Source organism: Burkholderia diffusa (assembly GCF_902499115.1).
GTDB lineage: Bacteria > Pseudomonadota > Gammaproteobacteria > Burkholderiales > Burkholderiaceae > Burkholderia > Burkholderia diffusa.
In genome coordinates this window covers 36,221-48,634 of sequence record NZ_CABVPN010000007.1, presented here as the reverse complement: position 1 = coordinate 48,634, position 12,414 = coordinate 36,221, and the positions used below count along the sequence as shown (strand labels likewise).

The 12,414-nt window shown below is 67.2% G+C and carries 9 protein-coding genes; all 9 read left to right on the top strand.

Annotated elements, in window-relative coordinates; translation table 11 throughout:
• The first annotated feature begins 54 nt into the window (after positions 1–54).
• Genes tssB through BTE28158_RS08790 form a run of 9 tightly spaced genes read left to right on the top strand, consistent with a single transcriptional unit; the run spans position 55 to position 12,399 of the window.
• Positions 55–609, top strand: a complete 555-nt coding sequence (tssB, locus tag BTE28158_RS08830; RefSeq protein ID WP_151048542.1) for a type VI secretion system contractile sheath small subunit — start codon at positions 55–57, stop codon at positions 607–609.
• Complete coding sequence (tssC, locus tag BTE28158_RS08825) at positions 602–2,119, top strand: type VI secretion system contractile sheath large subunit (protein ID WP_124624102.1); 1,518 nt, start codon at positions 602–604, stop codon at positions 2,117–2,119. Before tssB ends, tssC begins: the two co-directional genes overlap by 8 nt.
• Positions 2,120–2,178: 59 nt before the next feature.
• Positions 2,179–2,670 carry an Hcp family type VI secretion system effector gene (locus BTE28158_RS08820; RefSeq protein WP_057927224.1) on the top strand — a complete coding sequence of 164 codons (492 nt, stop codon included), beginning with the start codon at positions 2,179–2,181 and terminating at the stop codon, positions 2,668–2,670.
• A 16-nt stretch (positions 2,671–2,686) separates the two neighbouring features.
• The gene (tssE, locus tag BTE28158_RS08815) at positions 2,687–3,235 is read left to right on the top strand and encodes a type VI secretion system baseplate subunit TssE (protein ID WP_151048541.1); all 549 of its coding nucleotides are present in this window, start codon (positions 2,687–2,689) and stop codon (positions 3,233–3,235) included.
• 4 nt (positions 3,236–3,239) lie between these two features.
• On the top strand, positions 3,240–5,111 hold the full coding sequence (tssF, locus tag BTE28158_RS08810; protein WP_151048540.1) for a type VI secretion system baseplate subunit TssF: 1,872 nt from the start codon (positions 3,240–3,242) through the stop codon (positions 5,109–5,111).
• The gene (gene tssG / locus BTE28158_RS08805) at positions 5,108–6,232 is read left to right on the top strand and encodes a type VI secretion system baseplate subunit TssG (protein ID WP_151048539.1); all 1,125 of its coding nucleotides are present in this window, start codon (positions 5,108–5,110) and stop codon (positions 6,230–6,232) included. Before tssF ends, tssG begins: the two co-directional genes overlap by 4 nt.
• A gap of 12 nt (positions 6,233–6,244) precedes the next feature.
• On the top strand, positions 6,245–8,917 hold the full coding sequence (gene tssH / locus BTE28158_RS08800; RefSeq protein ID WP_151048538.1) for a type VI secretion system ATPase TssH: 2,673 nt from the start codon (positions 6,245–6,247) through the stop codon (positions 8,915–8,917).
• Positions 8,914–11,118 carry a type VI secretion system Vgr family protein gene (locus BTE28158_RS08795; protein ID WP_151048537.1) on the top strand — a complete coding sequence of 735 codons (2,205 nt, stop codon included), beginning with the start codon at positions 8,914–8,916 and terminating at the stop codon, positions 11,116–11,118. The genes tssH and BTE28158_RS08795 overlap by 4 nt, the downstream gene beginning before the upstream one ends.
• A 15-nt stretch (positions 11,119–11,133) precedes the next feature.
• Positions 11,134–12,399, top strand: coding sequence for a hypothetical protein (locus tag BTE28158_RS08790; RefSeq protein WP_151048536.1), 1,266 nt, complete (start codon positions 11,134–11,136; stop codon positions 12,397–12,399).
• Positions 12,400–12,414: the final 15 nt, after the last annotated feature.

The window sequence follows — 12,414 nt, the reverse complement described above, 5'->3', positions numbered from 1 at the left end:
GCCGCCCGGCGGCGGCGACGTACACGCAATCTGATCGATGTGAAGGAGCGGACGATGACGGACAGAACCAAGGCGACAGGCAGCGGACAGAAGTTCATCGCGCGCAATCGGGCGCCGCGCGTGCAGATCGAGTACGACGTCGAGACCTACGGCGCGGAGCGCAAGGTGCAGCTGCCGTTCGTGATGGGCGTCATCGCGGACCTGGCGGGCAAGCGTGCCGAGCCGCTGCCGGATTTACCGGAGCGCAAGTTCCTCGAGATCGACGTCGACAACTTCGACGAGCGGATGAAGTCGGTCGCGCCGCGCGTCGCGTTCCAGGTGCCGAACACGCTGACGGGCGAAGGGATGCTCAACGTCGACATGACGTTCGAGCAGATCGACGATTTCTCGCCGGCGGCGATCGCGCGCAACGTCGACGCGCTGCGCCGGCTGCTGGATGCGCGCACCGAGCTGTCGAACCTGCTGTCGTACATGGACGGCAAGCACGGCGCCGAGCAGCTCATCGAGCGCGCGATCAACGATCCCGACCTGCTGAAGACGCTCGTGCGCGAACCGCGCGCCGACGCGCACGCCGGCGACGCGACCCAACCGGAGGCCCGCGATGAATGACCCCGTCCAGTCCCGCGCAGATGTACGCGACACCCGCGACGCCGCGCAGCCGGCCGTCGCGCACGGCGAGTTCGCCGCGCTGCTGCAGAAGGAGTTCAAGCCGAAGACCGCCGAGGCGCGAGAGTCGGTCGAGCGCGCGGTGCGCACGCTCGCGCAGCAGGCGCTCGAACATACGGTCGGCATGACGACCGACGCATACGGCAGCGTGAAGCAGATCATCGCGGAGATCGACCGGAAGCTGTCCGAGCAGATCAACCAGATCCTGCATCACGACGAATTCCAGACGCTCGAAGGTGCATGGCGCGGCCTGCATTACCTCGTCACGCACACCGAGACCGACGAGCTGCTGAAGATCAAGGCCTTGCCGGCGTCGCGCAACGAGGTCGCACGGATGCTCAAGCGCTACAAGGGCGTCGCGTGGGACCAGAGCCCGCTGTTCCGCAAGATCTACGAGGAGGAATACGGTCAGTTCGGCGGCGAGCCGTTCGGCTGCCTCGTCGGCGACTTCTACTTCAATCACAGCCCGCCGGACGTCGAGATGCTCGGCGAGCTGTCGAAGATCGCGGCGGCCGCGCATGCGCCGTTCATCGCGGGCGCGTCGCCGGAACTGATGCAGATGGATTCGTGGCAGGAGCTGTCGAACCCGCGCGACCTGACCAAGATCTTCCAGAACACCGAATACGCGGGCTGGCGCAGCCTGCGGCAGTCGGAGGATTCGCGTTACGTCGGCCTCGCGATGCCGCGTTTTCTCGCGCGGCTGCCGTATGGCGCGCGCACCAATCCGGTCGACGAATTCGACTTCGAGGAAGACACCGACGCCGCGAATCACGACCGCTACACGTGGGCGAACTCGGCTTACGCGATGGCCGCGAACATCAACCGCTCGTTCAAGCTGTACGGCTGGTGCTCGTCGATTCGCGGCGTCGAGTCGGGCGGGGCGGTCGAAGGGCTGCCGAGCCACACTTTCCCGACCGACGACGGCGGCATCGACCAGAAATGCCCGACCGAGATCGCGATCAGCGACCGCCGCGAGGCCGAGCTGGCGAAGAACGGCTTCATGCCGTTCGTGCACCGGAAGAACTCGGATTTCGCGGCGTTCATCGGCGCGCAGTCGCTGTACCAGCCGGCCGAGTATCACGACCCCGACGCGACCGCGAACGCGCGATTGTCCGGCCGCCTGCCTTACCTGTTCGCGTGCTGCCGCTTCGCGCACTACCTGAAATGCATCGTGCGCGACAAGATCGGCTCGTTCCGCGAGCGCGACGACATGGAGCGCTGGCTCAACGACTGGATCATGAACTACGTCGACGGCGACCCCGTGAACTCGTCTCAGGAGACCAAGGCGCGCAAGCCGCTGGCGGCCGCGCAGGTGGTCGTCGACGAGGTCGAGGACAACCCCGGCTACTACACGTCGAAATTCTTCCTGCGACCGCACTACCAGCTCGAAGGGCTCACCGTGTCGCTGCGGCTGATCTCGCGGCTGCCGTCCGCGAAGGCGGCGAACGAGTGAGCGGCAAGGGGCACTCAATCCGGCATTCAACCTGATTTCGCACCGAAACGGAGACGGCAATGGGCGTGGCAATGTTTATGAAGGTGGACGGCGTGACCGGCGAATCGGCGGACGCGCAGCACAAGGGCTGGACCGACATCGAGTCGTTCACGTGGGGCGCGAGCCAGCCGGGCGCGATGGCGAGCGGCAGCGGCGGCAATGCGGGCAAGGCGAGCTTCAACGATCTCGTCGTGGCCGCGTACATGGACAAGGGTGCGCCCGCGATCATCAAGAACTGCGCGAGCGGCAAGCACTTGCCCAAGGTCGAGATTTCCGCGTGCAAGACCGGCGGCTCGCAGATCGAGTTCATGCGCGTGACGCTGCAGGAAGTGCTCGTCACGTCCGCGCAGGTCGCGGGCATCGATCCGGGAGACGCGGCCGACCGTCTGATGATGCATTACGGCTTCCAGGCCGCGAAGGTGAAGAAGCAGTACTGGCAGCAGAACGACAACGGCGGCAAGGGCGCCGAGGTGTCGGTCGGCTGGAACATCAAGGAAAACACCGAGATGTGACGGCGGAGCGATGACGATGGACGACCCGCAAGCCCGCGCCGGCCGGCACGGCGGCATGCGCGACCGGCTGCAGCCCGCGCTGCTCGACCGGCTGACCGACGACGCGCCGCAGCGCACGGCCGATCTGCCCGGCACGCAAGGGATCGGCGCCGAGCGCCTGCGCGCCGCCGTGCTGCGCGATCTCGCGTGGCTGCTCAATACACGCAACGCCGAGGACGGCTTCGTCGACTGGGCCGCGTTCGCGCACGCGCAGGCCTCGGTGCTCAACTACGGGATGCGGCCGCTGGTCGGCAAGCCGATGTCGGGCGTCGAGCGCATGTCGGTCGAGGCGTCGATCCGCGACGCGATCGTGCGCTTCGAGCCGCGCATCGCGCCTGACAGCGTCGAGGTCCGCAGCTTCGCCGATGCATCGGACGGGCGCGCCGGCGAACGGCGTCACAACGTGCTGCTGTTCGAGATTCGCGGCACGCTGTGGTCGATCCCGCATCCGGTCGAATTCGTGCTGCGCTCCGACCTGGATCTCGAGACGGGCGCGATGTCGCTGCGGTCGGCGGCGGGAAACTGACACGATGGATACGCGCCTGCTCGACTACTACAACCGCGAACTCGCGTACCTGCGCGAGCTCGGCGACGAATTCGCGCAGCAGTTCCCGAAGATCGCCGCGCGGCTGCGGCTCACCGAGTCGGGGCCGCCCGATCCGTACGTCGAACGGCTGCTCGAAGGCTTCAGCTTCCTCACCGCGCGTGTGCAGCTGAAGATGGACGCCGAGTTTCCTCGGTTCACCCAGGCGCTGCTGGACGCCGTGTATCCGGGGTATCTCGCGCCATTGCCGTCGATGGCGATCGTGCGGTTCACACCGATGCTGAACGAAGGCAGCCTCGCGCAGGGCTGGCGGCTGCCGGCCGGCACCGCGTTGCGCGCACGGCCCGCCGCATCCGAGCAGACCGCATGCGAATTCCGTACCGCGCACGACCTGACGCTGTGGCCGCTCGAGCTGACAGATGCGGCCGTCACCGGCGCGCCGTCGTGGCTGCCGCGCGGCGCCGTACCGGCACGCCAGGACGTGCGCGGCGCGTTGCGCATCCGGCTCAAGGCGCGCGGCGGCGCCAGGCTGTCGCAACTGCCGCTCGAGCGGCTGACCTTTCATCTCGCGGGCCCCGAACGCGACGCGCTGCACCTGCTCGAACTGATCGCCGCGCATGCGCTCGGCGTCGTCTGCCACGACCCGGGGCAGCCGCCGCGCTGGCTGCACACGCTCGACGCCGATGCGATCGTCCACGAGGGTTTCGATCCGGCGCAGGCGATCCTGCCCGACGACGGGCGCAGCTTCCACGGCTACCGGCTGCTGCGCGAGTATTTCGCGTTTCCGGCGCGCTTCCTGTTCTTCAGCGTCGGCGGGCTGCGCGCCGCGCTCGCGCGCGCCACCGGCGACGAATGCGAGCTGACCGTGCTGTTCGACCGCCACGACGCCGCACTCGAGGCGGCCGTCGATGCGCGGCATCTGGCGCTGAACTGCACACCGGCCGTGAACCTCTTCGCACGTCGCGGCGACCGCATCCGGTTGCAGCCGGGCGCGCGCGAGCATCATGTCGTCGTCGACCGCAGCCGGCCGCTCGATCACGAGGTCTATGCCGTGCAGCGGCTCGCAAGCGAGCAGCGCGACGATGGCCAGTCGCGCGAATTCCGGCCGTTCCATGCATCGTTCGCGAGCGACGACGGCAACTACGGCGCGTATTACACGATGCGTCGCGAGCCTCGGCTGGTGTCCGCGCAGGCACGCGCGAACGGCACGCGCACCGGCTACGTCGGCAGCGAGACCTACGTGTCGCTCGTCGACAGCCAGTGCGCCCCGTACGACGAGTCGATGCGCTACCTGTCCGTTGACACCCTGTGCACCAACCGCGATCTCGCGCTGCTGCTGCCGCCAGGCGATGCGAACACGTTCACGCTGCGCATCTCGGCGCCCGTCGAGCGTATCGCCGCGATTCGCGGCCCGTCGCGGCCGCGCCCGCCGATCGCCGACGCGCAGACGGCCTGGCGGCTTATCCGTCATCTCGGGCTCGCCCGGCAGACGCTGACCGATCTCGACGACGACGAGGGCGCACATGCGCTGCGCGAGCTGCTCGGCCTGCACGCCGACCCGGCCGATGCCGCGATGCGGCGGCAGATCGACGGCGTGCGGCGCGTCGCGTTCTCGCCGGTGTTCCGGCGGCTACCGGCGCTCGGGCCGCTGATGTTCGGGCGCGGCGTGCAGGTCGACGTGACCGTCGACGATCACGCATTCTCCGGCGACAGTCCGTTCCTGCTCGGCGCGGTGCTCGAACAGTTCTTCGCGCGGCATGTATCGATCAATGCGTTCGCCGAATGCGTGCTGACCAGCGTGCAGCGCGGTACGCTCGCGCACTGGCCTGCGCGCATCGGCAGGCGGCCCGCGATATGAAACGCGGCACGCCACCCGGCGCTCGATCGGCCGCCGAAGCCGCACGCCGCGACGCATGGTGGGCGCGACTGCGCGCTGCGCCGCATGGTTACGACCTGTTCCAGGCGTTGCGCTGGCTCGACGCGCTGTCGCCCGGCCGTGCACCGCTCGGCCATGCCGCGCGGCCGCGCGACGAACCGGTGCGGCTCGGGCAACAGCCGTCGCTCGCGTTCGCGGCGTCGATGGTGGCCGGTGCATACGATGGCGACGGCAGCGCCACGCTGCCGCGCATCGCGATCCACGGTTTCGGGTTGTTCGGACCGAACGGGCCGCTGCCGACCCACCTGACCGAATACGCGCACGAGCGCGCAGCCCAGCACGACGACCCGACCTTCGCCGCGTTCGCGGACCTGTTTCATCACCGGCTGATCCTGCTGTTCTACCGAGCATGGGCCGACGCGCAACCGACGGTGAGCCTCGATCGTCCCGGGCGCGCTCGGTTCGACGCGTATGTCGCGAGCCTCATCGGGCGCGCCGCGCATGGCAACGGGCAGCCAGGGCAGCCCGATGCGGAACGCACGGCCGCCGACACGCTCGCGCCGCATGCGCTTTATTTCCACGCGGGTCATCTCGTACGGCACACGCGCAACCCGGAAGGGCTCGTGCAGATCCTGCGACGCCATTTCGGCGTCGATGCGCGCATCGTCGAGCACGTGTCGCGCTGGGTCGCGATCGAACGCTCGCAGCGCTGCGTGATCCGTGCGACGCGGCCGACCCTGCGCGTCGGCGGCGTCGCGCTCGGCATCGCGGTGCGCGACGCGCAGTCGCATTTCCGGATCGTGCTCGGACCGCTGTCGCTCGACGCGTACCGGCGCTTCCTGCCGGGCGGCCCGCACGCACGGCAGCTCGCGCACTGGGTGCGCGAATACGTCGGCATCGAGTTCGACTGGGACGTTCAGCTCGAACTGGCGGCCGACGCGGTGCCGGCGATCGCACTCGGCGCGTCGCAGGGCCTCGGCCGTACCGCGTGGCTCGGGCAACGGCTCGACGCGGGCCCCGCGCGCGATCTCGTCGTCCGTTACGACGCACGCCGTGGCGGCCCGCCGCGCACCGGCGCCGTCCTTCATCGCGAAACCGCCTAAACGGGAACCGTCATGTCCGATATCGGCCGCGTCAACCTGTTCGGAAAGCTCGATCCGCTCCTCTACGAGACGCTCGAGCAGGCGACCGGATTCTGCAGACTGCGCGGCAATCCGTACGTGGAACTCGCGCACTGGTTCAAGCAGCTCCTGCAGCGGCCCGACGGCGACCTGCAGCGCGTGCTGCGCCGGTTCGAGATCGACGAGGCCGCGATCGAGCACGGCCTCGTCGCGTCGCTCGATCGGCTGCCGCGCGGCGCGGGATCGGTGTCGGACCTGTCCGTGCACATCGACGACGCGGTCGAGCGCGCGTGGGTCTATGCGACCTTGAAATACGACGCGACGCGGATTCGCGGCGCGGTCCTGCTGCTCGCGATCCTGAAAACGCCGCAGTTGCGCAACGTGCTGTACGCGATCGCACGCGAGTTCGAGCGCATCGTGCCCGACGTGCTCGCCGACGAACTCGCATCGATCGTCGACGGCTCGCCCGAGGCGCAACCGGCTGCGCGTGCCGATTCGGGCTCGGGCACCGGCTCCGGCGACGCCGCGACGCGCGGTATGCCAGCAGCGGAAGGCTCGGCCCTGGCGCGCTTCGCCGTCGACCTGACCGCCCGTGCGCGGGCAGGCGAGATCGACCCCGTCGTCGGGCGCGACGCGGAGATCCGCCAGATCGTCGACATCCTGCTGCGACGCCGGCAGAACAACCCGCTGCTGGTCGGCGAGGCCGGCGTCGGCAAGACCGCCGTCGCGGAAGGTTTCGCGCTGCGCATCGCCGCTGGCGACGTGCCGCCGTCACTGCGAGACGTCGCGCTGTACCTGCTCGACATCGGGCTGCTTCAGGCCGGCGCGAGCGTGAAGGGCGAATTCGAGAGCCGCCTGCGTGGCGTGATCGACGAAGCGATGTCGTCCGAGCGGCCCGCGATCCTCTTCGTCGACGAAGTCCATACGCTCGTCGGCGCGGGCGGGGCGGCCGGCACCGGCGACGCCGCGAACCTCCTGAAACCGGCACTCGCGCGCGGCCTGCTGCGCATGATCGGCGCGACCACGTGGTCCGAGTACAAGCAGTACATCGAGAAGGATCCCGCGCTGACGCGGCGCTTCCAGCTCGTGCATGTTCTCGAGCCCGAGGAGGCCGCCGCCGTGACGATGCTGCGCGGTCTCGCCGCGAAGCTCGAAGCCCACCATCGCGTGCTGGTGCTCGACGACGCGCTGCAGGCCGCCGTCACGTTGTCGCATCGGTATATCCCGGCTCGGCAGTTGCCGGACAAGGCGATCAGCTTGCTCGACACGGCCTGCGCGCGCGTCGCCGTCAGCCAGCACGCGGTGCCCGCGCCGATCGAGGACGCGCGCCGGCGCATCGACGGCCTGCGCGTCGAGCGGGAACGGATCGCGCGCGAGTGCGCGCTCGGCAGCGGCGACACCGCACGGCGCGACGCGATCGATGCCGAGCTTGCCACCGTGCAGACGGAGCTCGACCGGCTCGACACGCGCTGGCAAGCCGAGCGCGACGCATTGGCCTCGATCGTCGAATCGCGTGCCGCGCTGCTCGACGACGAGTCGTCGAGCGAGCTCACGAGCGACGCACGCGTCGATGTCCTGTCCCGCCTGGCTGCCACGCAGCAGGCGCTCGCCGAGATGCAGGGCGACGCACCGCTCGTGCTGCCCGCCGTCGACACGCATGCGGTCGCCGCCGTCGTCGCCGACTGGACCGGCATTCCGCTCGGCCGGATGGTGCGCGACGAGACGCAAGCCGTGCTCAAGCTCGCCGAGACGCTCGGCGAACGTGTGGTCGGCCAGCACCATGCGGTCGAACTGATCGCCGAACGGATTCAGACCGCGCGCGCGAAGCTCGACGACCCGACCAAACCGCACGGCGTGTTCCTGCTGTGCGGGCCGTCCGGCGTCGGCAAGACCGAGACCGCGCTCGCGCTGGCCGACACGCTGTATGGCGGTGAGCGCAACGCGATCACGATCAACATGAGCGAGTTCCAGGAAGCGCACACGGTATCGACGCTGAAGGGCGCGCCGCCCGGCTACGTCGGCTACGGACAGGGCGGGGTGCTCACCGAGGCCGTGCGGCGGCGTCCGTACAGCGTCGTGCTGCTCGACGAGATCGAGAAGGCGCATCGCGACGTGCACGAGATTTTCTTCCAGGTGTTCGACAAGGGCTGGATGGAAGATGGCGAAGGGCGCGACATCGACTTCCGGCATACCGTGATTTTGTTGACGTCGAACGTCGGCGCCGATCGCGTGATGCAGCTGTGCCGCGACCCCGAGCGCCTGCCCGACATGCAGACGCTCGCCGATGCACTGCGCGCGCCGCTGCTCGACGTGTTCCCCGCCGCGCTGCTCGGCCGGCTGACCGTCGTGCCGTACTACCCGCTGACCGATGCGACGCTTGCGCGCATCGTCGAGTTGCAGTTGCGGCGCATCGAGAAGCGGATCGACCTGCATCACGGAATCCGGCTGCGATGCACCGATTCGGCGACCGCGCTGATCGTCGAACGCTGCCGGACGATCGAATCCGGCGGCCGGATGGTCGACGCGATTCTCACGCATACCGTGATGCCGCGGATCGGTCGCGCGATCCTAGAAGCCACGCTCGAAGGGCGCACGCTGACGTCGATCGAGGTGAGCGCCGCCGGCGGCGAATTCGCTTACCGGTTCGACGAGGAGGGAACGACGTGAATCGCGTATTCACAATCGACAGCCCGCACGGCGACGACCTGAAGTTCCACACGCTCGATGGCAGCGACGAACTCGGCCGCCTGTTCGAATTCCGGATCGAGGCTCTGGCTGACAGCCACAGCCTGTCGCTGAAGGACATGCTCGGCAAGCCCGTGACCGTGCGGATCGAGCAGCAGGACCTGTCGACGCGCTATCTGAACGGGATCGTCGCGCGCGCGACGCTGGCCGGCCGGCGTGCCGAGCGGCACTACGGTTACGAACTGGTCGTGCGGCCGTGGCTGTGGCTCGCGACGCGTCGCTCAGATTGCCGGATCTTCCAGAACCGCACCGTGCCAGACATCGTGCAGGAAGTGCTCGCGCCTTACGGCTTCCCCATCGAAAACAAGCTGACCGATGCGTACGTGCCGCGTGAGTTCTGCGTGCAATACAACGAGACCGACGCCGCGTTCGTGATGCGATTGATGGAGTTCGAGGGCATCTATTTCTATTTCCGGCACGCGGCCGACAGTCATACGCTCGTGCTGTGCGACGCGATGTCGTCCCACGTCGCGTTGCCCGGCTACGAAACGATCCCGTACATCGCGCAGGATCGCACCGCGATCGCCGACGAGGAGCACATCGACGGCTGGCTGCCCGCGCAGGAGGTGAGCGTCGGCAAGCATCAGACGACCGACTACGACTATACGAAGCCGCGCGCCGATCTTTCCGCGCAGAAGGTCGATCCGCGTGGGCATGATCACGACAGTTTTGCGTCTTTCGAATGGCCGGGCGGGTATCGCGACGATGCGCCTGGTGCGCATTACAGCCGCGTTCGGCTCGAGGAGCAGCAGGCCGAACATGAGCGGGCAAATGCTGATACCGACGTGCGCGGCGCCGCGCCGGGCTATCTGTTCACGCTAGCGCATTGCCCGCGTGCCGATCAGAACCGCGAGTACCTGATCGTGCGGTGTCGGTACCGTTTCCAGGAGAACGCGTACGCGAGCGATCAGGGCGCGGAGGCTGTGGTGCATCAGACGATGATGCTCGTGCAGCCGTCGAGCCTGCCTTATCGGTCGCCGCGTGAAACGCCGCGGCCGCGGACGAACGGGCCGCAGACGGCTACCGTGGTCGGGCCGCCGGGGGAGGAAATCTGGACCGATCAGTATGGGCGGGTGAAGTTGCAGTTCCGGTGGGACCGATACGGGCAGAGCAATCAGGATTCGTCATGCTGGGTGCGAGTGTCGAGTCCTTGGGCTGGGGGTGGCTTCGGTGGCGTGCAGATTCCACGTGTCGGCGATGAGGTTGTCGTCGATTTTCTCAACGGCGATCCGGATGAGCCGATCGTGACGGGGCGGGTCTACAACGGCGAGAAGATGCCGCCGTGGGGATTGCCGGGCAGCGCGACGCAGAGCGGGATGCTGTCAAGGTCGTCGCCGGGCGGGACGACCGACCATGCCAACGCATTCCGGTTCGAGGACAAGAAGGGCGCGGAGCAGCTGTGGATGCATGCCGAGCGCAATTTCGACGCCGAGACCGAACTCGATCATTCGCTTTCCGTCGGGAACAACCATACGCACACCGTCGGGAACGACGAGACGATGCAGGTGAAGAACAACCGGCAAAGGAGCGTCGGGCAGAACGAGACAGTGAATATCGGGCACACCCGGGTCGCGCAGATCGGGGTGGACGAGACGCATGGGGTGGGGGGGAACCGGACGCGAACGGTCGGCAAGAACGAAACCGTGACGATCGCTGCGAATCGCGACGCGACCATTGGTGGAATACATACCGAGACGGTTGCGAAAGCCAAGACTGAAACGATCGGCGAAGGCAAGACGCTGAATGTCGGACAGATGTATCAAACGACGTCGCAGGACATGAAGACGCTGGTTGCGTCGTCGCATACCGAGGAAATCGGTGCACGTACATCGACGATTGCCAACGCCCATACGCACACGGTCGGCGGTGAGCACACCGTCAACGTCGGCGAGAACCATACGACGAACGTGCAGCACCAGATGCTCGTCAACGCCGGCGATCAGCTTTCGCTCGTCTGCGGGATGTCCAGCATCGTGATGAAGCGTGACGGCACGATCACGATCCAGGGCGTCAACATCGCGTCGACCGGCACGAACACCCACAGCGTGAACGGCAAGACGGTGACGTCGTCGGCGACCGGCGAACACACGGTCGAAGGCGCGATCCTGAAACTGAATCCATAACGGAGGCTCGCACGAATGCAGAACTGGCAGCCGACCAATCCGATAGAACGCAGGTTCATGGATGCGCATACGGACTGGATGAGTTTCGCAAAAGAGCAGGATGCGCGATTGATGATCTGGCAGACCGACGAGACGGATGCGGAGCTCGTGCGGCTCTATTTTCAGGTTCAGGACGAGACGTCGTGTGCGGTCAGGACGATGCGCGCGTCGTTCGTCAATGAAGCGGAGTACGCAAAGGCGCTGACGGACGAGCTTATTGCGTTCTACGACAGCCGGCGTGAAGGATCCGATGCGCATGGGGTGCGGGCCGATTGGCAAGCGCCGTACGACGATGGCAAGAATCCCTTGCTGTATCTGTTCGCGGTTGCCGACAGCCTGATGCAGCACCATCCGGATATTTTTCCAGCGATGGTTTTCGTGCTTGAGCCGGCGAAAGTTCGGGATGATGCGGCATGGGTGCGATGGATCGACGATTTGCTGTCGATTATTGCGGTCGCGCCGCAGCTTGCCGAGCGCGTGCGCTTCGTCGTGCCTCGTATCGATATCGCGCCGTTTGCTGCGTTGATGCAACGGCACCGTGCCGCGGTGCGGATCGTGCACGGCAAGTACTCGATGGCGAGCGTGCCACGTGAGTTGCTGGCGGAATCGGGCGAGCGCGGGCCGAGCGGCGAGTTTCGACGGCATTTCGTGATGCTGACCGAGATGATCGAAGGCGGTAATCCTGCTCGACTGGAGGAATTGCGTGCAGCGGCGTTGAAGGTCGCGGAGCGTGAGCAGTGGTTCGATCAATGCGTTGTCGTGCATCTGATTGCAGGGGCTGCGTATCTGAAGTGGCGTGATCGGGAGAAGGCGATCGATGCGTATCGGAGTGCCGCCAGCAGCGGCATGCGCGCGGTCGAGGCAGGGCATCCGGCGGGGCACAAGCTCGTTGCGAACGGGTTGTTCGGCGAGGCGAGCGTGCATCTGACGCACAAGGATTACGCGCACTCGGCGTATTGCTACGAGCGTGCGGCGGCGTCGACTACGGCCGCTCAGGACGGGCTGATGACGGTCGAGGCGTGGCGCATGAGCGCCGTGTGCTGGGAGCGGGCGGGGGAGCGCGAGCATGCGCTGGAGGCCGGTTTCAATGCGCTCGATGCGGGATTGATGATCGATGAGCCGATGCGGGCTAACAGTAATCTGCCGATGGTTGTTCAGTGGATGGTTTCGCAGTTGGGTGTACAGGACCAGCGGCGCAACGCGTTGAGCGAGAAAGTCGCAGCGTTGCGCGGTGGGCGTTGAGCGGGGGCCGAGACC

What these genes read in the sequence shown, in the direction of transcription:
- tssB (WP_151048542.1), top strand. Translation starts at nt 55, where the DNA reads ATGACGGACAGAACCAAGGCGACAGGCAGCGGACAGAAGTTCATCGCG.
- tssC (WP_124624102.1), top strand. Translation starts at nt 602, where the DNA reads ATGAATGACCCCGTCCAGTCCCGCGCAGATGTACGCGACACCCGCGAC.
- BTE28158_RS08820 (WP_057927224.1), top strand. Translation starts at nt 2,179, where the DNA reads ATGGGCGTGGCAATGTTTATGAAGGTGGACGGCGTGACCGGCGAATCG.
- tssE (WP_151048541.1), top strand. Translation starts at nt 2,687, where the DNA reads ATGGACGACCCGCAAGCCCGCGCCGGCCGGCACGGCGGCATGCGCGAC.
- tssF (WP_151048540.1), top strand. Translation starts at nt 3,240, where the DNA reads ATGGATACGCGCCTGCTCGACTACTACAACCGCGAACTCGCGTACCTG.
- tssG (WP_151048539.1), top strand. Translation starts at nt 5,108, where the DNA reads ATGAAACGCGGCACGCCACCCGGCGCTCGATCGGCCGCCGAAGCCGCA.
- tssH (WP_151048538.1), top strand. Translation starts at nt 6,245, where the DNA reads ATGTCCGATATCGGCCGCGTCAACCTGTTCGGAAAGCTCGATCCGCTC.
- BTE28158_RS08790 (WP_151048536.1), top strand. Translation starts at nt 11,134, where the DNA reads ATGCAGAACTGGCAGCCGACCAATCCGATAGAACGCAGGTTCATGGAT.